The following is a 23142-nucleotide window of genomic DNA, read 5'->3' on the forward strand; positions in this document are numbered from 1 at the left end:
GTCAAATGCCGCCGGAAATAAAATCCGACGGCGTGAGGTGGTACCGCTCCCGGAAGCATTGCGTGAAATAGGACGGACTCCCGAAGCCCACATTGTAGGACACCGATGCAATATCCATCCCCGATCGCAAAAGGGTCGTTGCCTTTTCCAGCCTGTACTGACGGATCAGGTCGGCAGCGGAAGCATCCAGCAGGGCTTTCAGTTTGCGGTTGAGCGTACTTTTGCTCACCGAAAGTGCCTTGCACAGATCGTCTACCATGAGGTCGGGATTAGCGAGCCTGGCGTCGATCTCCTGGTACAACCGGTTCAGGAACGGGTCTGTGATCCCCGGACCCGCCTCGGGCGGCTGACTGAATAATCGGGCTTTCAATTGTGCACGAACATTCTGCTGCAACCGGCAAAGGTTCAGCACCCGCAGCTCCAACTCGTCCATTTGAAATGGCTTGGTCAGATAAACGTCGGCACCTGCTTCCAATCCATGAATGCGTGCCTGGTGAGCGGCCTTGGAAGTGAGCAGGATAAAACCAATGTGGGCGGTAAGCGGGTCCGACTTGCACAGCTTGCAGAGATCAAACCCGTCGCGGCCGGGCATCATCACGTCGCTGATCACGATGTCCGGCAATGAGGTGCGGATCATTTCCCAGGCCAGCATTCCGTTGGCGGCGCCGGTCACGCGATACGCCCCTTCCAGGCTTGTCATGATAAATGCGCGAAGCTCGTCGTTGTCCTCCACCACGAATAGCTGAGGTAATGCACCGTCCATCGGCACAGGGCGGAATAGCGGCGTATCGCTGTTCAAAGTTGTATTTTCAGGCGAAAGGGCCTTTGGCACCGGCAGCTCAACGCAAAACCGGGCATATTTTCCCGGCTCGCTATCCACCTGAATATGTCCTCCCATCACCCCTACCATTTCCTTCACCAGCGCCAGACCGATACCTGTGCCGCCCTGGCTGCGGATAGCCGACCCATCGACCTGATAAAACCTTTCGAATATTCTTTCCTGCTGATCGGTCGCAATGCCGGGGCCATTATCCCAAACCTCCAACACGATACAATCTCCCGACGCTTGCCTCAGCCCAACCGAAATTGCTCCTTTTTCCGGAGTGAATTTCAATGCATTACCTAGCAGGTTGATGACAATTTTGCTCCATTTTTCCTGATCGAAGAGGTAGAAACCCTCCACGTCGCCGGAAGCAAAGGAAAGTGTTATCTGCTTTTCCGAAGCGGCCGCTTCGAAAGACCGGACGTGGGCGGATACAAACGGGGCCAGCTCACCGGCGGATCTGTTCACCTGCATTTGCCCGTCATTCAATTTGGAGAAATCCAGAAACTCGTTAACCAGGCCCAGCAGTTGGCGGGAGTTTTTCTCGATGCCCCGCAGCGTTTGCCGGATCGGCCCGGACACTGCTCCTTCCGAAAGTAATTTCTGCAACGGACTGATGATCAAAGTAAGCGGCGTCCTGAATTCATGGGTTATGTTGCTGAAAAAACGATCTTTCAACTCGTCCATTTCTTTCAGCCGCAAGGCCTCCCGTTTTTCGAATGCCAGCTTTTGCCGCGTGATCATCCGTTCCTCTTTGAAAACCAGATAGCGCCAGACGATCACGACCAGTACCAATGCATAGATCAGGTAAGCCCACATCGTGGCCCAGAAAGGAGGACGGATCACAATGCTGATTTCCTTGAAATCTTTACCCCATAAACCCATATTGTCCGTCGCATTCACGAGCAGTTTGTACTTGCCGGGCGATAAGCCGAGATACGAAGCGACATTGCTCGTGCCGTTTTCTACCCACTGCTTATCAATTCCCACCATCTGAAAGCGGTATTTCGTTTTGGCCGGCTGGTTGAAACGCAATGCCGCAAATTCGAACCGCAAATGGTTTTTATCAAACGGAAGGGTTATCTCGCGGATCAGGCTCAGCGGCTCAGCAACGATACTGCCCCGAAGCGACGGCTGCTGTAACTCGTTGTTGATCTGTAAGCTGATGAGTTGAATCGGCATTCGGGTTCGGGGATGGTTCCCGTCGAAGGCGGCGGGATCAAATATCGTGTACCCTTCCGTACCGCCGAAAGCCAGGCGCCCGTCGAAAAAACGGAACTTATGCGCCCGGTTGAACTCGTTCCCCTGCAATCCGTCCGATTTGTCGAAAGAATGGATCTCCTTCGTTTTGGGGTCAAGCCGGAAAATTCCTTTGTTGGTACTGCACCACAACTTGCCGGCCCGGTCCGGCAGAATGCAGTAAACGGTATTGTTGGGCAGCCCGTCATCCACGGTAAAAATCTGCTGCAACCCCTTCTCAACATCCCAAAGAATGAGCCCAAATCCCCGCGAACCGATCCATAACAGGTTTTTATTCAACGGGTCAGAACAAATCTCGGTCAGTTCGTTCGGCATATGACCCCGCGAGCCCGGCTGCTTGCCGATAAAGTGCCCGATCCTTTGAGCATCTTTGTATTGGAGCAAACCGCTGGCATAGGTTGCCAGCCAGAGGCTGCCCTTCGCGAAGTAGCCGTCCGTCATTTCCACCTTCATCATTTCCGCACGGTTCAGCGAAAACGAATCCGGCGCCGACGCCGGGGCTTTCCAGCTATACCACCGCGAGTTCATTTGCTCGAACGCGCACACTTCCCCTCCGGGCTTCACGACCAGCGCCGTGTAGACTTTCGAATGCCTGGCCCGATTGAAGCGGCTTAACGTGGCGCCGTCGTAGCTAAAAATCTCACCATTACCCCACAGATTGGCCGTGAGATAAAGTTGGTTGTCAGACGCCCATGCCTGCCGAAAGTAGTAGTCAATTGCAGAATCAGTCCATTCTGCTGGGATTTGGGGTGGTGGAATTCCCGCCTCCTCTAAAATGTCGGCCACAAAACCGCTTTTGTAAGGACGCGTGTAAAAAGGGATCGCGCGTAAATCGATCTTGGTGATTCCGTGCGTGTTAATGCTCATCCACAGCACATCGGACCGATCGACAAAAAATGCGGTAACATTGAATTGCGGCGCCGACCCGCTCTGCCAGATCAGTTCCAGCTGGTCCTTTTCGTTCACCCTGAAAACCCTGCCCTGGTTCACGAGGTAAACAAGTCCCTTCGAATCCTGGCAAAGCAAATCCTTGTGGCTGTTATTATAAGCCGGCACGCCGCCCGGGATTGTAATGGACTTCGAAGTTCTTTTCACCAGGTCGAGGAGCACGACCCGGTTATCCCGGTAAACCAGCAACCGGTTTCCGGGCAGGCGCGCAACAGTACCCGCATTGATGTTTCCGTCGAAGATCATCTCGGGCCGGAGCCTATCTACGGAGGTATTGAAACGGATGAATTTGAAATGCTTTTTTGCTTTGTCACTCACCTGCACCCCATCCTCCGAGATCAAGAAAACGCCGCCATCGGCTGATTGAAAAATAACGCTGAGGGTGTCCTGCTTCAACAATCCGTTGGCCGTGTTGGCGAAAAAAGTTTTGCCTGTTTCGGCATTTACCCATCCGATCCCCCCGGCAACAGATCTTGCGAAAACCCAGTCTTCGCCATTGTACACATTCGCCCGGTTAATAAAATGCGCTTTGGTACCGGGGATGCGCCGCAGCGTGGCCAGGTGGGGAATCCGCTTGGCCCGGAACGTCCGCGTATCGAAACAATCATGGTGCAAGCCTTCGTAAATCAGTGTCAGTTTGCTGCTGTCGGCGTGCGGAATAATTTTGAAAATCACATTTTGCGCGATCGTGGCGGGATCGCCGGGCCTGTTGCGGAAATTTTTGAAGCCGCGTCCATCAAACCGGCTCAGCCCGTCGAGCGTGGAGATCCATATAAAACCATCCTTATTCTGCGTGAAGCCTGTGATGAAGCTTTGCGGCAAACCGTCATCCACGCCGAAATGCTGTTCATTCGAATAAACAGGCCGCTGTGCAAAGCAGGTCTGCGATGGGTGTAAAATCAAAAGGCAGCTTACACAAAAAACCAGTTTTGTGATCCGTACAAAAGTTTTTTCCACGAAAATGATGATCAGCCTGTCTCCAAATGTAACCGAATTCCGGTTCAATCCCGCACATGTAGCAGAAACTCGCCAATCGGTAACATCCGGCGAGGAATTTCTCGTGGCATATGCTTGTTGGAACGATTCTTGGGTAGTTACTTTGCTCCTGCCTGCGCGTGGGCATGGGTTCAATAGTAAAACTACTCTTAATGGCATCAGGATTTTTTGCAGTACTCGACGATATAGCCGCATTGATGGACGATGTGGCGCTGACTACCAAAATGGCTACGCGCAAGACGGCGGGTATTTTGGGTGATGACCTCGCAGTTAATGCGGAGAAAGCAACCGGTTTTCTGGCAGAACGGGAGCTGCCGATCCTTTGGGCTATCACCAAGGGCTCATTCATCAACAAACTCATCATCGTACCCATTGCACTGATACTTAATGCGTTTGCCCCGGCAGCCATGACGTACGTGCTCATTCTGGGAGGATGTTACCTGGCCTACGAGGGAGCCGAGAAAGTCATCGAGTTTTTCGTAAAACACAAGCATGAACCGTCGCCCGCCGCGGTGCAGGAAGAACAAGCGCCGGCAACGGACCACGAAAAGGCCAAAATCAAATCGGCCATTGCGACGGATTTTATCCTCTCGGTCGAAATCGTCATCATCGCGCTCGGGGCCGTTGCAACCGAACAGTCCATGATCCAGATCGTGACGGTATCGGCCGTCGCATTGATCGCGACCATCGGGGTGTATGGAATTGTAGCCCTCATTGTGAGGATGGATGACCTGGGTTACGGCCTGATCAGGCGAAGCAATAACTCCGGACTGCTTGCTAAAATCGGGAACATGCTCGTTTCCGCATTGCCGATTATTATCCGCATTCTCGGCGTGGTGGGCACATTTGCACTTTTGCTTGTCGCGGGCGGCATATTCTCGCACAACATCCATTTCCTGCACGATCTTTTCCCAGCACTTCCGGCCATGGTCAAAGAATTTCTGATCGGATTAGCAGTAGGTTTAATCGTGGCCGCGGTTGTAGGCATTTACAGAAAGCTAGCCGGAAGTTTCAAGAAGTAAGCTGCATTGAAACGGACTGTTTGGCAAAGTTATTGGGGAAGCTATACTTTCGGATTTTATTGAATCCATTTTCCGATAATGCATTAATAAGTATTGCATTTGCCGCACCAGGAAAGGCTTCTCAAAGTACTTACAATCTCCTCGTAGAATACCGAAGCCGGAGTCGTAAAAAGTCATTCACATCTCCAATTATACAACGGCTACGTACGTATAACCTTTGGCGTATTCCGTATGCTTTTATTATACTTTTACAATTCATTTGAAATAGTTTGATCGCTTGGTCATGTCGCTGTACAATAAGTTTTAAATAGTTTATAATCAACTATTTATATCGAAAAAAGGTTAAAAATTTCTATGTTTTGAAATAATTAATAAACATATTGTACTACGATGTTTTAAAGCATTTAGCGGGCACTTAATGCCTGCTTTAATTGCATTAAATATCAGCTTCCCTACCCACTGATTTTCTGGAACGTACTGCAAGGATTTTAACATCTGCCGGCAGAATTGCGCACGCACTTTTCGGTAATTATCCACCTAACCTTACCCTCTGCTAACCCCGATGGTAACCTCTTCCATTTATGAAAAAACGCATCCTGAAACCCTTTTATCACACGCCTAACTTAATTCAATCCGATTAGTTTCGGCGAAAACTGATGGCAGGCGACTTCCAGCGCCATCATTCCCTTTCTTTCTGATTCAGCACTTCCAGCGAATTCCGGACGCTGGCCGGAAGTGCACGGATCATTAAAAAACTTCACCAAAAGTGAGGGTGGGAAAAGTACGTCCTTTTAAACCCTTTTTTAAATTAATGCACTATGTTACGAAAACTACATTACTCAATTCGTTTCTTTATTGCGCTCATCTTTTTACTGGGCGTGGCCGGCATTCCGGTCGTCGCCCAGAACGCGATCGTGACCGAAAACACCCTGCCCGGCAGTCCTCCCTCGGAATGGGACGTGGATGGGTCCGGCGACCTGAGCATCCAGGGCTTCGCCACCGACATCAGCTACAACAGGGGCGAAACCGCCGTATTCAAAATTAAAACAGACGCGACGGGGTATACGGTCAAAATTTACCGGCTCGGCTACTACCAGGGCAACGGCGCTTCCTTTAAAGGCGACGCCACCATTACAGCCAGCAGCTTGCCGCAGACGCAGCCTACCTGCCTGACTAACCCCACGGGCCTGGTCGATTGCGGCAACTGGGAGGAATCCGCCCGCTGGGACATCCCCACCAGCGCCGTTTCGGGCATTTACATCGCCAAGCTGCAGCGTACCGACACCCCCGAGGGCGAAGATCCGCGCGCAAGTCACATTACATTCGTCGTCCGCGACGATGCCAGCACCGCCGACCTGTTTTTCCAAACCTCGGATGCAACGTGGCAGGCCTATAATGTGTATGGGGACAACGATAACGGCAGAAGCCTCTACACCGGCGTAAACGGCATTGGTAAGGCCTCGAAAGTGAGCTATAACCGGCCGTTTCTTACCCGCACCGGCGGAGGCGGCGGGGGCGCTTATGAAGATTTTCTGTTCAATTCGGAGTATCCGATGATCCGGTTTCTCGAAAAGAACGGGTACGATATGAGCTACACCACCAATATCGATACCGACCGCCGCGGCGAGTTGATCCTGAATCATAAGGTTTTCATGTCTGTCGGCCATGATGAATACTGGTCGCAGGCCATGCGGAATAACGTTGCCGCGGCCCGGAATGCCGGTAAGCACCTGGCGTTTTTCAGCGGCAATGAAGTGTACTGGCGCACGCGTTGGGAAAACAGCATTAGCACTGGTGAGGCCGACCGCCGCACGCTGGTGTGCTATAAGGAAGGCGCCGAAGGCGAGAACCAATGCAACGGCAAGTGCGATACCAGCTCTCCGGAATGGACGGGATTGTGGCGCAGCGGCTGCGAGTATACCGGCTCGGGCGGTTGCAACCCCGAAAACGAGCTGAGCGGACAAATCAGCTGGGACGGCACCACGGGCACCATACAGGTACCGAGCAACTACAAAAACCTGCGCTTCTGGCGCAATACCAGCGTAGCGCAATTGAGCGACGGCAGCTCCGAAACGTTGACAGCCAACACGCTTGGCTACGAATGGAACCCCGAACAGGAGAATTACCGCAGCAGCTATCCGGCCGGCCGCATCCTTCTTTCCCGCTCTGTGGTAGCTGGTAAAATACACCATTTGAGCCTATACAAGCATTCCAGCGGCGCGCTCGTATTCGGCGCGGGAACCGTACAATGGACGTGGGGCCTCGACGACCAGCACGACCGTGGCAACGAGCCCGTGAGCCGGACGATGCAGCAGGCGACGATCAACCTCTTTGCCGACATGGGCGTACAGCCTGCCACACTCCAGACCGACCTTACCGCCGCATCCGAGTCCGACGACGACACGGCCCCGACGGTGGCCATCACCGCTCCCGCTGAGGCCGGCAATGTGCCCGTAGGCTCCGTAGCGACCATTACCGGCACCGCTGCCGATGGAAAGGTAATTGCAGGTGTGGAGGTGTCCACCGACAACGGGGTATCCTGGCGCCTTGCTACCGGCACCAACGCCTGGACATTCACCTGGGTACCATCCCAGCAGGGCGCAGCGACGATACGAGCCCGCTCGTTCGACGATTCGGGGAACATCAGCGAGGTGGCGATCACAAACGTGAATGTCTCCGAACCCGAACCACTTCCCTGCCCCTGCACCGTGTTCCTGCCGACGGATGTGCCCGACGGCAATGTCCACAACGACGGCGGGCGGGCGATCCAGCTGGGGATGAAGTTCCGCTCGGCGGTGGCCGGCTTTGTTACCGGGGTACGTTTTTACAAACATCCGAGCAATACCGGCACGCATATCGGGCAGCTTTACAGCAATGCGGGTGTGCTGCTTGCCGAAGCTACTTTTGTTAATGAAACAGAATCGGGATGGCAGCAGGTGCAATTCGGTGCGCCGGTGGCCATTTCTTCCAATACCACCTATGTGATTTCCTACCACAGCAGCCAGGGTTACTACTCGGCCATGGACTCGTATTTCCAGGTCCCTAAACAAACCGGCGCGCTGAAAGGCCTTGCCAATGAAGAGGATGGTAAAAACGGCATTTACATATATTCGGCAACACCCGCTTTTCCTAACAGCAACTACGAGTCAAGCAACTACTATGTGGATATAGTTTTTGAGACTGAAAGCGGTCCGGACACTGCGCCGCCAACGGTAACTATGACCTCACCGGGGGCGAATGCTACGGGCATCCACATCAATAACAACATTACCGTGCGGTTCAGCGAGGGTATCGATGCCGCCACGGTGTCGGGCGCGAGCGTCGTGCTGAGCAGCGGCGGGCAGGAGGTCCCGGCCAATATCACTTACGATGCAGGCAGCCTGACCGTCACCATCGACCCCGCTTCGGCCCTGGGCTATGCAACCGTGTACACCCTGCTCGTGAAAGGCGGCGGTGCCGATCCCCGCATTAAAGATGTGGCTGGCAATGCATTGGCGGAAGATTTCAGCTTCTCGTTCACTACGCAGAATGCGCCCGGACCATCGCCGAACGATGGCCCCGGCGGACCGATCCTCGTGCTCAGCGCAGGCGCGAACCCGTTCAGCAGGTTCCCGGTTGAAATACTGCGGGCAGAGGGTTTAAATGCATTTGCCGCCAAAGACATTTCTGAAATCAGCGGTAACCCGGCGTTGCTGGATGCCTACGATGTGATTGTTTTGGGAGAAATCGGATTATCGGGTGATAATATCAACGCCCTCACCGCCTGGGTGAATGCCGGCGGGACACTCATTGGCCTCAGACCGGCAGCTGGCCTGGCGTCGCTATTCGGTATATCGCCGGCGGGAGGCTCGCTGAGCGACCGGTACCTGAAAGTAAATACTGCCACCGGGCCCGGCGTGGGCATCGTGGACGAAAGCATCCAGTTCCACGGCACCGCCGACCTCTACACGCTGGCTGGCGCAACGAGCATTGCCACCCTGTATTCCGATGCTACCAATGCCACGATCAACCCGGCTATTACCCTCAATAATGTCGGCCCGAATGGAGGTAAAGCCATCGCATTTACCTACGACCTGGCACGGTCCATTGTGTACACCCGCCAGGGCAATCCCGCCTGGGCAGGCCAGGAACGCGACAATCAGAGCGGCCCGATCCGTTCCGACGATCTGTTTTTCCCCGACTGGATCGATCTAAATAAGGTAGCCATTCCGCAGGCCGACGAGCAGCAGCGCCTGCTGGCCAACCTGATCCTGCTGGGTAATTTGCACAAAAAGCCTTTGCCACGCCTCTGGTACCTGCCGCGCGGACTGAAAGCGGCTGTGATTATGACCGGCGACGACCACGGTAGCGGCGGTACAATAGGGAGATTTGACGATTATATCAGCAGAAGTGCGGCTAACGATCAGCAGGCAGTCGATAACTGGACGGCGATCCGGGGCACTTCCTACATTTACCCCAATACGCCTATCACCAACGCCCAGGCATCCGCATTCCAGGCGCAGGGCTTTGAAATAGGTGTGCATTTGAATACCAACTGTTCCAACTTCGACGAAACATCGCTGCGCGGATTCTTCAATACCCAGCTCGCGCAAATGACGAACAACTTCCCTGGCTTGTCGCCCACGATAACGCTGCGGACGCATTGCATTGCGTGGAGCGACTGGGCTACGATGGCGAAAGTGGAGCTGGAAAACGGCATACGCCTCGATGCGAACTACTATTACTGGCCCGGCAGCTGGGTTGCCGACCGGCCCGGCATGTTCACCGGCTCGGGAATCCCGATGCGGTTTGCAGACCTCGACGGCTCGCTGATCGACGTGTACCAGGCGGCCACGCAAATGACCGACGAATCGGATATGTCCTACACGAAGCACATCACCACGTTGCTAGACAATGCATTGGGATCCAGAGGCTACTACGGCGTATTTACCGCCAACATGCATACCGATGCCAGCGGATCGACCGGTTCGGACGTGATCATTACGGAGGCGCAGGCGCGGCAGGTGCCCGTCATTTCCGCCAGACAAATGCTCACCTGGCTCGACGGCCGGAACAATTCTTCATTCGGTGCTTTGAGCTGGACAGGCAACACGCTGAACTTCACGATCTCCGCGGCAGCAGGCTCGGGCAGCATGCAGGCGATGGTACCTACCGAAGCCCAAAACGGGCATTTAGTAGGCATCACCGTCGACGGAAATACAGTGAGTTATTCCACACAGGTGATCAAGGGCATTTCCTATGCATTTTTCCCCGCCAATAACGGCAGCTATGTTGCCACCTATGAGGTAACAGAAACCAACCAAGCCCCGCAGATCTCGAACGTGACGGTGACACAGCCGGTAGCAGGCTCCGCCACCATTACCTGGACTACCGACGAGCCCGCCGATTCGCGCGTGGATTACGGCACAAGTGGCGACGCATTGACCCAAAACTCGGCCACTACCACGCCTACCACCAGCCACTCCGTCACGCTCACAGGCCTGCTGCCCGGTACCACCTACCATTTCCGGGTGACCTCCGCCGATGAACTGGCGGCTTCGAGCACGTCGCCGGCTTCTTCCGATGCGCCGCTGAGCTTTACCACCGCGCCCAACGCCGATCCGGCCTGCTTCGAGGACCTTACCGCCGCTCATTTCAGCGAAGGAACAACGGGCACCGGCACGCTGGTTACGGCTGGCGGCGTCACGCTGAAACCGATTATCGTGGAAGATTTCACAAACCTTCCGCCGACAGAACAATGGCAAAGCTTCCCGTGGGACGGCGGCGGCTCGTCCACCATTTCGGACGGCCAGCTGGTGGTGAATGGTGCGCGGTTCAACACCGAGCCGGTGGGCAACACATTATCACCCGGCACTTCGATTGAATTCGTAGCTACGTTCGGGGCTTCTACTTTCCAGCATATCGGGCTTGGCGCGGGTAACAATACGGATATGTATAACTCGGCAGGCACCTGGATCATGTTCAGCACAGGCGCTAGCGGTGCCATGCAGGCGCGGGTGAACCTGAACAACTCGCCCGAAGATGTAAACCTGGGCGGGGGCCTGATCGGCACGCCTCACCTCTACCGGATCGAATGGAACGCAACGAATATCCTTTTTTACGTGGACGGCACGCTCGTTCATACCAGCTCGAAGGTTATTTCCACGCCAATGCGCTTCGGTATCAGCGATTATCACATGGGCGCACCGGGCGTGAGCATTGATTGGGTACGCATTACCCCGTATGTTCCTTCGGGCAGCTTCACATCCCGCGTGTACGATGCCGGCGGAATCAAAACGTGGCAGACAGCTAACTGGACCACCACCCTACCCGAGGGCACCAGCGTGCAGCTTTTGCAGCGGCAGGGCAATGTGGCCGAACCGGACGATTCCTGGTCGGCATTCACGTCCATCCCGGGCAGCGGATCGACCGTGGGCGGCTCCTCGCGCTACATTCAGTACCGTGCAGACCTTTCGACTTCGAATACGGCCGTTACGCCGGTGCTGCAAAGCGTAGCCATCCACTGTGCCGATCCTGTGGTGACCTGTAATGCAGGCACCGAGCAGGTGGCGCTTTCGGCGAATGCGATCACCAATACGTGCCCGGTTACGACGGTCAATCTCAGCAGCCTTGTTACCGGGACATTGCCGGAGGGCGTGCTGGCGGTGTTTTACACAACAGCCGACCACCAGGAAGGTACCCAAGTAGCCGATCCGCTGGCCGCACCGGCTTCCGGCACTTATTATGCATTCTATTTTGATACCCACAATTCCTGCTTCAACACGGCTAATTCTACGGCCATCGTGACGGCAACGGCTACCGACTGCACCATTCCGACCGACCTGCGGCCTTACCTGGTGATGGATCATGTAGAATTCACCGCAGATGCTGTCACCAATCCGCTTTCGCTGCGGGTGAGGAACACGAAGGTCGGCAGCAATGCGACGGCGCGCATTTATGTACAAATCTACAAGCCGGTCCCTGGTGCTACCATCGCGCTAACGGGCCAGGCGGCTGTGGACTGGGTTCAGGAGAGTGAAAATGCGAATTATTACGAATTCTACACCGACGTGGACATTCCCTACGCCCCAACAGGCGGGTATGTGATCACGGCGACGCTCACTATTCCGGCGGCGGCGACTAATGGTGCCTACGATTTCAAGGCATCCATCAAGGACAATTCCGGAGGCGAAGATCCTGCCAGTTACACGAATAACAACGTGGTTATAGGCGTGTCGAAACAATAGGAAAGCAAGGTTCAACGCATTAACATTCATATCATGAAAATCAGACATACAATTGCTTTATTGCTCTGCATAGGCGCATTGGCAACCGGCGGGAACAATGCCCGCGCCCAGTCGGTAACCGCGGGAGCCGTCTCGTTTACGCCGGAATCGTTTGAAGGCTATCCGGAGTCGGGCACCTTCAAGGCCAGTTTCACAAAAACCAGCGGCACCATTCCCGGCGGAACGGCACAGATCGTGTTCACTATGGTGCCGGAAGTGCCCTGGAACGGGGACGAGATCACCATCCCGCCCGGCTGGGTACGGGCAGTCTCCTCCACCGCCACCAATATCCGGTTTGTTCTGGTCGACGACTGGACCGATGCATCAGGCCAAACCCAGCAATGGAGCATACCAGTGACCACCGCATTGGGACGGGATGAAACGTGGCCGGCGGCGACGAGCCAGATCCAGCAGCTCGACGGCGACTGGACGGTAGCCACGCCGCTTGCGAGGGTGGCCGTGACGGTCGGGGACGTGGCCATGCCGGTGACGCTCACCACATTTACGGCCGCAAAAGAAGGGAGTACCACCCTGCTGAAATGGACCACTACCGAGGAAACCAACAGCGAGCGGTTCGATATCGAGCACAGCCTCAACGGCAAGAACTGGATTGTGATAGGCAGTGTCAAATCGAAGGGCGAAAGCACGGTGCTGCAACGGTACTCCTTCGTCCATCCCGAACCGGTCAATGGCGAAAACCTGTACCGGTTGAAAATGATCGATAACGACGGAAGCTTCGCTTACAGCAAAATCCAGCAGGTTACGTTCAACGGCCTTCCCGAACAGAACATCGTTTTCCCGAACCCGGCTTCCGGGCGGATCGAGCTGGGCGTTAAAGACCTGGCCCAGGTGAAAAGCGTGCGGATTTACGACCTGGCGGGCAGGGCGATGTACTCCGCCACAGGCAAGGCTATTTCCAAAATCATCGACATCCGAAGCCTCAGCAGCGGCGCTTACGTAGTCGAACTCGTGTACAAAACCGGCAAAGCGAAGACGGTTAAGGTAGCGATCGTGCAATGAGGGTTTAAAGTTTAGTATAGTAATGCCGAATGCCCGGAGTCGCGAAACTCCGGGCATTTTTGTTGCTGTTATAAAATTACTTTTTAACGAACTTCCCCTGCCATCCTTCATCCGACCGGATTAAATAAACCCCGCCCGGGAGGCCGCTTAACGGAATAGTCGTTTTTTCTGAAATCAGGGTGATTTGAAGCACCTTCCGGCCTGTTGCATTGTAAATCTGCACCACACTGCCCGGCTTGCCTGAAAAGGTCGCCGACGTAGTGGCAGGATTGGGATAAATGAACCTTTCTTCGCGCTCGGCGAAAACCGCGGCCCTGATCGCTGAGTATTCCGTCTTCCCCGCCAGGTCGACTGTTTTTAACCGGTAATACGCCTTTGGAGAGAGCGGGGCGACGTCGGTGTGGCTGTAAATGCGCGTGGTAGTGGTGGTACCTGCGCCGTCTATGCGTGCAATGGACGTCCACGTGCGCGCATCGGCAGAACGCTCGATTTCGAAATAATCATTATCCGTTTCGGATGCCGTGATCCAGTTCACTTTCACCTGCCCGCCGGCTTTGCTCACATTGAAACTAACGAGCGAAACGTCCAGCGCGGCGCATGGCACTTCCGCGCCCAGGGTGATCGTCCAGCCTTTCGTGTCGCGCAGGTAATCGATCGATGTGCGGGCGGCGCTGGCGTAAGCAACATCCTGCGCATCTAGTGTAAGACCGTCCGGTGTTTCGGTGTTCGCCGCCCAGGCCATTAAAGTGCGGCTCACATGCTCACAATCCATCCCCGAATGCGACAGCATCCCGGTCAGGTTGATCGCACTCGACAAGTTCCATTTACCCAGTTCCTGGCTGAAAGCATCTGCGCTGAACATCATGTGCGAAAAATTACGGACCTGGCGGACGTCCCAGTTTTCCAGTGGCTGGTTAAAACTTCTGGCCCCCAGCAGCATATAGGACATATCGGTTACCGAGGATACATTCCAGTCGCCGATCGGTTGGTCAAAAGCAAAGGCGTTCCGGAACATTGCCTCCATGGCTCCGACCTGGGAAACGTCCCAATCCCCTATCGGCTGATTGAATGCATGCGCACTCAAGAATAACCTGGTCATGTTGCGGACCTTGCTCACATTCCAGCGGCCTATCGGCTGGTTAAAACTCGTTGCGCCGCTGAACATGTTGTTCATGTCTGTGACGTTTTTAGTATCCCAGTCTGCGATAGACTGATTAAACGCGGGCGAATTCATAAAGAGCGCGCTCATGTCGGTCACGTTGCCTACGTCCCACTTGTCCAAACCCGCCACCGTCGTGAACCGACAGTCGGAAAACATCGCCCGCATAGACCTGACATCGCGCAGATCGGGAAGGTCGCCAGCGGTAATTGTCATATTCACGCAGCGGTAATAAGCCTGCTCCATGTCCGACCACCGGATATCTCCCCATTGCTTGACTTCCAACAGCTTCTGAGGGTCCCTCGCCGACATTCTAATTGCGGTGAAAGTGCCGTTGCCAGGCGTAATGCTTAGCTGATAGGTTCCTGCATGCGGCAGTGTGAGGGTAAACAAGTCGCTTCCCGTCGTAGTCCCGAAGTTAGCCGCATTACCCACTTCTTCCCAGGCCACACTGTAACCGGTGCCGGTGGCCGCGATCATGATCTGATTATCGGCAGTCCGGCCGGGATTATCGGTTTTCCATACCGCAACATAAGGCCGGGGCGGCAGCGCACAGGTGACCTCGCTGCCGATGGCGATCGTCCAGCCTTTGGTGTCGCGCAAGGTGGCCAATGCCGCAGCGGCCTGGCTGCCGTAGTTACGGCCATTCGCGCCGAAGGTGATGTTATCCGGTGTAGCCGCATTGCCTGCCCAGCCCTGCAAGGTAAGGGTCATGCTGGCGCATTGCATACCCGAGCCCAGGAGCATTTGCACCATCGTGGTGACGGCGTTCAGGTTCCAGCGGCCGAGGGGTTGGTTAAATGCAGTTGCGTTCACGAACATGGCGGTCATATTCCGCACCTTCGATACATCCCACCGGTCCAGCGACTGATTGAACAAAGTGGCGCCGTAAAACATATTGGACATATCGGTCACCTGGCCCACGTTCCATTTTTCCAGCGGCTTGTTAAAAGCGGGGGCCAGCGTAAACATGGCACCCATATTCGTCACGTTCGAAACATTCCAGTTTTCAATGCTTTCATCGAATGCCCGGGCCTGGTAAAACATCGAATTCATGTTGGTGACCTTCGACACATCCCAGCTACCAATGGGCTGGTTGAATGCACTGGCGCTGTGAAACATCTGATGCATGTTCGTCACACTCCCCATATTCCAGCTACCGAGCGGCGCGTTGAAGGTGGAGGCGAAGTAAAACAGGCGGGCCATGTTCGTAATGCCGCTTACATCCCACTGGTCGATCTCCGGTACGGTGGCGAGCGCCGCGCAGCTTTCGAACATCCCTGCCAGGCTCGCCACATCTTGCAAATCGGGCGCATCGGTGGCCGATATGGTAAGGTTGGTGCATCCCTGGAAAGCATTTTCCATACTCGTCCAGCGGATATCGCCCCATTGCTTAATTTCCAGCAGCTTGTTTCTGTCGCCGCTATTGGCAAAGGCGATCCTGCTGAATGTGCCGCTTCCCGGCGAAATGCTCACCTGGTATGTACCCGGTGACGGAAATGAGAGTACTTGCGTGCCTGATCCGGTGGCCGTGCCGTTGTTGGCCGGGTTGCCCACTTCCTCCCAGGCGATGCTATATTGGTTGCCGGTAGCGGGAATCGTAATGGAAGAGTTGTTGAAAACGCCTGGATTATCTGTTTTCCAAACGGTAATAAATTGCGCGCTGGCATTCAACACTGCCATGACAAGCAGGCTGAAAAGGAAATAAATTTTTTTCATAGGTTAGAGATTTCCGGACATAGCATTCCCGGCGTGCTGTGAATGGAACGGCACCGGATTGAACGCTATTTATTATACGTTAACAATGAAATGGGAAACATACGCTGATGTGGTGCCCAGGCAGATCAATTCATTTTTCATGAAGGGAATCAGTTATTGAATTAAATAAGGAGTTTGTGAGATTTAAGTCTCACAAAGTAAACTACCAGTTCTGAATCGCCCAAAATTTATGAGATATTTATCTCATGACGAATTCAAAATTGACTACCGGCAGGGTCAGGCAGAAGCTTGAAACCCGTGACAGGATTCTTGAAACAGCGCAAATGCTGCTGGAAAAGAATACGATTTTCACCCTGGAAGAGTGGCGAAGGAACTGAATATCTCAAGGGCGACCATTTACAGGTATTATTCCAATGTGGATATGCTCTGTGCGGAGGCCACGCTATCGCTGCGGGTAAAACAGCAGGAGGATTTTCTGGAAGACGTCAAGGATATGACTTTGAAAGATTCGCTGGTGTATGTTCAGAAATACTTCAACATGCTTGCCTATGTACATGAAACGGGATTCCGGAAGTACCTGAGCGTGGTACTGGACGAATCGGTCAAAAAAGGGTCGGCCGCACCGCTGCGCGGGGCCCGGAGGCCGGCCGCATTGGACGCGGTCATGCGCCGTCACGCCGACCGCATCGGCCCGGAAAACTACATCTGGCTGAAACAAATCGTGACCAAGCTTTCCGGCGTGGAACCCATGATCGCTCTTAAACCGCCGGCCGAATGATTGCGGAAATTCAAAACCCAACTGAAAACTGATCTCGCTCACGGTTAGCCTGGTTTGGGTGAGGAAATCGGGGTGATGAGCCAACTACTTGTATTTTTTCGCCCCTGATTCACCAAAAACATTTACATTTGACATTATTTATAATTAGTCTATATAAAATATACAAATGAAAAACGTTTATCTGCTTATTTGTTTGCAATTTTCGATCCAATCGCTGGCCCAGACCGGTGCGATTAAGGGGACCATTACCACGTCGGACGGGGCGCCGGCGGAATTTGTGAATGTGGTACTGAAAAAGACCGGCCGGGCGGCTGTTGTGAACCAGCAAGGGCATTATACGATCGGCCGCGTACCCGCTGGAAGCTATATGGCGGTGGCGAGTTTCACAGGGCTTCTGACCCAGGAACGGGAAGTGACGGTTGCAGCCGGTGAGACGACCGTTTTGGATTTCGTGCTCGCGGAGGACAATCAGCAGTTGCAGGAAGTAATTGTGAAGGGCAATAGCAGGCTGGTGAACAAGGAAAGCGACAATGTGGCGCGCATGCCGCTCAAAAACCTCGAAAATCCGCAGGTGTACAATGTGGTAGGCAAGGAATTGCTGAAAGAGCAGGTCGTTACCGTGATGACGGACGCCCTGAAAGCCGCGCCGGGCGTTGTAGCGGTATCCTACCCCAGCGGCGGGATCGGCGTGATGTCGCGCGGGTTTGGGACGAGCATCGGCGCACGCAACGGCTTGCAATCCGACCTGGGCCGTTCCAGCGCGGATGTTTCCAATATCGAGCGGATCGAGTTCATCAAAGGGCCGTCGGGCACGTTGTTCGGTGCGAGCATTTCTTCATTCGGCGGGCTGGTGAACCTGGTTACCAAGCGCCCGGGCGAAAATTTCTTCGGCAATGTGTCGCTCACTTTGGGTAGTTTCGGCTTGTCGCGTATCGCGGCCGACGTAAACAGCCCGCTGAACAAAGAAAAAACCGTGATCGCACGTGTGAATACCGCGCTGCACCGGCAGAACAGTTTCAGTGATTTTGGCCGTACCAACAGCTTCGCATTCGCTCCGAGCCTGCTTTTCAAAGCTACCGACCGGCTGACGGTCCTTTTCGACGCCGAGATTTTCAATGCCAATTCGTCCCGGCCGACCTACACGCGCTTCGGGCCTCAATCGGGCATTACCAACTACAAAGAGATACCGCTTGGCTACCGAAAGTCGCTGTATGACAACGACCTGGATTCCAAAACGCAATCGCAGAAGTATTTTGTGGAAGCTAAATACCAGCTCAACAGCGACTGGACTTCTTCGACCAACATTTCCTATGTCAACGAGTTTACCGATTACAGCTATCAGACCTATAATACCTGGATCACGAAGGACCGCGTGGCGCGCTATGTCGGCATTTGGGGGCCTATTAAAAATACTTATGTCAATGCGCAGCAGAATTTTGTAGGGAAATTTCAAACCGGCATGGTGAAACACACTTTGCTGGCGGGATTGAGCTACACCAACTACTACGCGAGCGGGATGAGCAAAAGCGCGCCGAATTTTGATACGATCAGCATTTCACAACCTTACAAGCTCATCGACAAGGTGTATTCCGACCGGATTTTGCTCCAACCCGCGCGGGTAAGCAGTCGCGGTACGACCAAAAACCAGTACATGGGCGCATATGTATCGGAGGTAGTGAACCTGGGCGACCGCCTGTATGCCATGCTAAGTCTCCGTTTCGACCGGTTTATGCAAGCCACGGGCGGTTTTACGCCGGGTGGCTATGACCAGAATTCGCTTTCGCCAAAACTCGGCCTTGTATACCAGCTCGTCAAAAACAAGGTATCGGTATTTGGAAACTATATGAATGGCTTCCAGAACACCAACCCGCAGATCGAACAACCCGACGGATCCATCCTGAATATCAAGCCATTATATGCCAACCAGTGGGAAGCCGGTATCAAGAGCGAATGGCTCGACGGCAAGGTGAATGCGACATTGAGCTATTACACCATCAATATCGACAATGCCTTACGCACCGACGACAGCCGCTTTACCCGCCAGGACGGCAAGCAGCAAAGCAAAGGTTTGGAACTGGACATCCTCGCCAACCCCGTGACCGGCCTGAATGTGATCCTCGGCTATGGGTACAATGAAAACCGGATCGTAAAAGCGGAAGTGAACCAGGGCAACATCGTGGCAGGCGCCCCGAAAAATATCGCTACCTACTGGGTTAGCTACAAATTCAGCGGACAGGCGCTGAAAAATCTCGGAGCGGGCATCGGCGGAAATTATGCAAGCCATTCGTATTTCAGCGATGCCAATACGGTCACCATTCCATCGTACAGCGTACTCAATGCGACCCTTTTTTATGAAAATGCAAAATGGCGCACCGGCCTGAAACTGAATAACATCGGCAACACGGAATACTGGGATTCGTACGGCATCTACAACCCGACGCGGAATTTCACGGTCGACCTGGCGATCAAGTTTTAATCCGCCCGACATTCAAGCTATCTCAGCACGATAAACACCCTCAGCCCGGACTTTCGTTCGGGCTGAGGGTGTTTATCGTGCTGGTCATCCACCTGATCTCGCATTTACACACAATTAGCAGGATATACCGACAAGCTGCTATGCCAACCTACTCTATTTTTGCAGGCAAAACCAACGAAATATCGCCCATATGGACGCAGTAGCGCAGATTTTGGAGATGGAACAAAAACTCCTTAAAGCTATGATTGCCAGTGATGTCAGTGAGCTGGAATCATTGATCTCAGACCAGGTCATTGTGGTGGGGCCCGACGGGCGCCTGGCGCAGAAAGCGGAGGATATAGCCGCGCATCGGGATGGCGTGCTGCGCATTCACGCCATGGAGCCGCACGAGATAAAAACACAGCCTTTATCGGATGAGGTGATCGTTGTTTTTGCACTCATGGAAATACAAGGCACCGTCCAAAACCAGGCTGTGGCGGGCCGTTTTCGTTACACGCGCGTTTGGCAGATTCAGGGCGGGAAATGGCAAATTGTAGCGGCTCATATCAGTTCCGTGTAGGATTTTGTTAATTTGTAACCTCAAATCAACATATCACCTACTTAATGACCGACCAGCATTTGCTATTTCAGACCCTGCGGCTGCGGCATGAATTCCCTGCCTCAGAATTTGAAAAGTTTCTCCCCCTTTTTCACGCTCGGGTTTTGGAGAAAAATGAAATGCTCTTTCAGGAAGGTCACGTGGTGAAAACCCTTTCATTTGTGATGCAGGGTGCCCTACGGCAATTCCAACGCACGCCGGAAGGCATCGAGCGCAACATCTTTTTTGCGGAAGAAGGCTGGTGGGGCGGCGAGATGGATAGCTTCATCAACCAGGTCCCGTCGACAATGAGCATGCAGGCGCTCGAAGACTGCGAACTGCTCACACTCGACCGGGAGCGCTGGGAATATGCCACACGGAATTTCCCGGATTACGCATTATACCAGATCAAAAATCGCGGGCGCACGGTGGCCTGGCTCAAAAACCTGCTAAGCAACATGATCACCGACACGCCCGACGAAAAATACCGCCGCGTTTTAAAGGAGAACCCGCACTGGATGAACCGATTCTCCCAATATCACATCGCCAGCTACCTGGGCATTACGCCGGAAACGCTTAGCCGGATACGAAAGCGGAATATGCATTTATGAGCGTTTGAAACGGACAGTCGGTGGTTTTGGGCACCGGTGATTACTTCAATGTTATTGTTTATCAAAAAGGTTGGGATAGTCGGTAATGATTCCGTCGACGCCCAGCTCGCGCAGCTTTTTCAATTCATCGGCCTTATTCGGTGTCCAGGCAATGACTTTCACGTTCTTCGCGCGGCAATAGCTGACAACCTCTTTGTTGACCAGGGTAAAAATCGGTGAAAATATTTCAGGTGTGAAACCCAGCTCCGCAAACAGATCACCGATCGGACTGCTGATTTGCCCGCTGTATAAATAGGATAATGCTTGTTCGGGATATTTTTGATGCAGGACTTTCAATGCCCTCACGTCGAATGATTGCACCATACACCTCTGCTGGATGCCGGTTTTGAGAATGTCGGCCATGACCAGGTCCACAAATTCACCAACCGCCGGATGGTAGATCCCGTCGCCTCCCCCGCCCGATCTGGACTTTACCTCGACATTGTAATGGATCACCCGGCCCTTCTTTTTCGCGTAGGCTTCCGTGGCAGCGATCAGTTCGGTAAACAACGGCATCACCGCTTTGATCTTTTTCTGGTCAGGATATTCGGGGTTGGGTTTCATTCCAATGTCGAATTGCCGAATACTGTCGTAAGGCATTTCGTACAACTTATAAGATTCGGCCTGTTCCCTGGTTAAGTGGCGTCCGTCGGGGGTAGTTGTGCTTTTGTAATTCAATATCGGATTGTGCGAAACGATCACTTTCTTGTCTTTGGTGATATGAAGGTCCATTTCCAGCGTATTCACCCCCAGGTCGATGGCCGCCAGCATGGCAGGGATGGAATTTTCCGGCATCAGCCCGGATCCTCCGCGGTGCGCCTGCTTATCCAGTTCCACCGGGCTTTTTGGTGCTTTTTGCGCGATGCCTGCTAATGGCAGCAAGGCCAGCATGATGAACAGCGAAAAACGTTTTGTAGTAATCATGTATACTATTTCGGTTGGTTGCGATTGTGGTTTAGGTGTGAAAGCCGGGCATAAATCCCCGGCTTCCAATGATATTACTAGTAACCCGGATTTTGTGTCAATGCGGGGTTCATAGAAAGCTCGATAGACGGGATCGGGCAGAGCACGTGGTGCGGACGGATATTTTTGGCGCCGCTCGGATTGCTTTTTGCGGTTTTTTGAACGGCCTCCACCAATGTGCCCCAGCGGATCAGGTCCCAGCGCCGGCCATATTCAAAGCTCAGCTCGTGAAGCCGCTCATTCCTCACTGCCTCCCGGAATGCATCTTTCGAGAGACCGCTCAGGCTCGCCAAGCCTGCGCGCGTGCGCAATGCATTCAGGCTTGTGTAGGCTTCGGCCGTAGGGCCCGACAGTTCATTCTGCGCTTCTGCGTACATCAAATGCGCATCAGCCATTCTGAAAACCATGCAATTCAACCCGTGATTTGCCCTGGGCTCACCCCATTCGATGTGCTTGCGTATGTAGTGAAATTTGGTGGTTACGCCTCCTGCTCCATTGAAATCGTACCATTGTTTGCGCAAATCACCCGGTTCAAAAGTCGCCAGAAACTCGGGCGTGGACGTGATGAGCGCGTACCCTGTAAACATGCCCTCATAGCCCGGCACTACCACGTCGAAATTCTGATTGGGCACATACCGGTCTGTAAAAGCCTGAGAATGCGTGTTCAACGTGAAGTCAATCTCCCAGATATTCTCCTCATTGTATTCATTTTTGATGCCCCATAAATCGCCGTAGTCGGCCAGCAAACGGTGTTCTCCGCCTTCATTAGTAATTACCTGCTGTGCTACACTGGCCGCATTGGCCCAATCTTTCTGCCAAAGGTGCACGCGGGTCAGCAGCATCAGCGCCGCCCATTTGGAAACCCGGCCTTGTTCATTACCCGTCCATTGAGCCGGCAGGTCGGCCGCAGCGGCGGTCAGGTCGGACACGATTTGCCTGCGGATTTCGTCGACAGGTGTACGTGGAAGCTGCCCGCTGATTTTGTCCACATCCAGCGCATCCAGCCACATGGGCACATCGCCCCAGAAACACGTAAGCCAGTAATAGTACAGCGAACGAAGGAACAATGCCTGCCCCGTCACCTGACGGCTCACTTCGGGCGATAGCTTTTCATTGTCTTTGACACCCGCGATCACCATATTGCAATTAGCCACGCCTTTGTATAGCGTCTGCCAGATCGAAGCGAGGTTGGTTTCGTCATTCGGACCTAATGTGTAGGTCAGATAGTTGAAGCCAGCCTGATCGCCCGTGTTGGGAATGCCAATGTCAGTGCCCAGGGCCGACCAGTAGCCGAGATCATACGTGGTGCCGCTACCGTACAAAAAGTAGCAGGTATTGTAAGCACCATTAACAGCCTGGATGGCTTCCCCGTCGGAATTGAAAAACTGGTCGGGGTTCAGGAAATTTTTGGGATTTTCCTCCAATGCCGTTTCGCAGGCAGTTGAAAATACGGTCAGGATTGCGAAAAGAATATATTTTTTCATTT

The 23142-nt window shown here is 53.7% G+C and carries 11 protein-coding genes; 7 read left to right on the plus strand and 4 right to left on the minus strand.

Annotated elements, in window-relative coordinates:
- Position 1: 1 nt before the first annotated feature.
- Complete coding sequence (locus DFER_RS08655) at positions 2-3988, minus strand: ATP-binding protein (RefSeq protein ID WP_222837316.1); 3987 nt, start codon at positions 3986-3988, stop codon at positions 2-4.
- A 191-nt stretch (positions 3989-4179) separates the two neighbouring features.
- Here DFER_RS08655 and DFER_RS08660 point away from each other — a divergent pair, with 191 nt between their 5' ends.
- The 3 genes from DFER_RS08660 to DFER_RS08670 all read left to right on the plus strand — a co-directional run bounded on the left by DFER_RS08660 (position 4180) and on the right by DFER_RS08670 (position 13334).
- A complete protein-coding gene (locus tag DFER_RS08660) occupies positions 4180-5049 on the plus strand; it encodes a DUF808 domain-containing protein (protein WP_015811250.1) in 870 nt (289 codons plus the stop codon).
- 818 nt (positions 5050-5867) lie between these two features.
- Positions 5868-12275, plus strand: coding sequence for a N,N-dimethylformamidase beta subunit family domain-containing protein (locus tag DFER_RS08665; RefSeq protein WP_015811251.1), 6408 nt, complete (start codon positions 5868-5870; stop codon positions 12273-12275).
- 33 nt (positions 12276-12308) lie between these two features.
- The gene (locus DFER_RS08670; protein ID WP_015811252.1) at positions 12309-13334 is read left to right on the plus strand and encodes a T9SS type A sorting domain-containing protein; all 1026 of its coding nucleotides are present in this window, start codon (positions 12309-12311) and stop codon (positions 13332-13334) included.
- A gap of 76 nt (positions 13335-13410) precedes the next feature.
- Here the strand turns inward: DFER_RS08670 and DFER_RS08675 are convergent, their stop codons facing one another.
- The gene (locus DFER_RS08675; RefSeq protein WP_015811253.1) at positions 13411-16212 is read right to left on the minus strand and encodes a BspA family leucine-rich repeat surface protein; all 2802 of its coding nucleotides are present in this window, start codon (positions 16210-16212) and stop codon (positions 13411-13413) included.
- Positions 16213-16573: 361 nt separating this feature from the next.
- Between DFER_RS08675 and DFER_RS29135 the strand changes: the two genes are divergently transcribed.
- From DFER_RS29135 to DFER_RS08695, 4 genes are all read left to right on the plus strand, one after another.
- Complete coding sequence (locus DFER_RS29135) at positions 16574-16990, plus strand: TetR family transcriptional regulator (RefSeq protein WP_015811255.1); 417 nt, start codon at positions 16574-16576, stop codon at positions 16988-16990.
- 166 nt (positions 16991-17156) lie between these two features.
- Positions 17157-19466 carry a TonB-dependent receptor gene (locus tag DFER_RS08685; RefSeq protein WP_015811256.1) on the plus strand — a complete coding sequence of 770 codons (2310 nt, stop codon included), beginning with the start codon at positions 17157-17159 and terminating at the stop codon, positions 19464-19466.
- Between the two features lie 241 nt (positions 19467-19707).
- Complete coding sequence (locus DFER_RS08690; protein ID WP_187293445.1) at positions 19708-20025, plus strand: nuclear transport factor 2 family protein; 318 nt, start codon at positions 19708-19710, stop codon at positions 20023-20025.
- Between the two features lie 158 nt (positions 20026-20183).
- Entirely contained in the window at positions 20184-20654 is a 471-nt protein-coding gene (locus tag DFER_RS08695) for a Crp/Fnr family transcriptional regulator (protein WP_222837317.1), read from the plus strand.
- A gap of 51 nt (positions 20655-20705) precedes the next feature.
- Here DFER_RS08695 and DFER_RS08700 read toward each other — a convergent pair whose 3' ends face one another.
- Together DFER_RS08700 and DFER_RS08705 are read right to left on the minus strand one after the other, a co-directional pair.
- Positions 20706-21617, minus strand: a complete 912-nt coding sequence (locus DFER_RS08700; RefSeq protein ID WP_015811259.1) for a glycerophosphodiester phosphodiesterase family protein — start codon at positions 21615-21617, stop codon at positions 20706-20708.
- Positions 21618-21694: 77 nt separating this feature from the next.
- Positions 21695-23140, minus strand: coding sequence for a RagB/SusD family nutrient uptake outer membrane protein (locus DFER_RS08705; RefSeq protein WP_015811260.1), 1446 nt, complete (start codon positions 23138-23140; stop codon positions 21695-21697).
- Positions 23141-23142: the final 2 nt, after the last annotated feature.

This window comes from Dyadobacter fermentans DSM 18053 (genome assembly GCF_000023125.1).
Classification (GTDB): domain Bacteria; phylum Bacteroidota; class Bacteroidia; order Cytophagales; family Spirosomataceae; genus Dyadobacter; species Dyadobacter fermentans.

Excerpts from the sequence above, each read along its gene's own strand:
- DFER_RS08660 (WP_015811250.1), top strand. The coding sequence starts at position 4,180 with ATGGCATCAGGATTTTTTGCAGTACTCGACGATATAGCCGCATTGATG.
- DFER_RS08665 (WP_015811251.1), top strand. The coding sequence starts at position 5,868 with ATGTTACGAAAACTACATTACTCAATTCGTTTCTTTATTGCGCTCATC.
- DFER_RS08670 (WP_015811252.1), top strand. The coding sequence starts at position 12,309 with ATGAAAATCAGACATACAATTGCTTTATTGCTCTGCATAGGCGCATTG.
- DFER_RS08675 (WP_015811253.1), bottom strand. The coding sequence starts at position 16,212 with ATGAAAAAAATTTATTTCCTTTTCAGCCTGCTTGTCATGGCAGTGTTG.
- DFER_RS08685 (WP_015811256.1), top strand. The coding sequence starts at position 17,157 with ATGAAAAACGTTTATCTGCTTATTTGTTTGCAATTTTCGATCCAATCG.
- DFER_RS08690 (WP_187293445.1), top strand. The coding sequence starts at position 19,708 with ATGATTGCCAGTGATGTCAGTGAGCTGGAATCATTGATCTCAGACCAG.
- DFER_RS08695 (WP_222837317.1), top strand. The coding sequence starts at position 20,184 with ATGCTCTTTCAGGAAGGTCACGTGGTGAAAACCCTTTCATTTGTGATG.
- DFER_RS08700 (WP_015811259.1), bottom strand. The coding sequence starts at position 21,617 with ATGATTACTACAAAACGTTTTTCGCTGTTCATCATGCTGGCCTTGCTG.
- DFER_RS08705 (WP_015811260.1), bottom strand. The coding sequence starts at position 23,140 with ATGAAAAAATATATTCTTTTCGCAATCCTGACCGTATTTTCAACTGCC.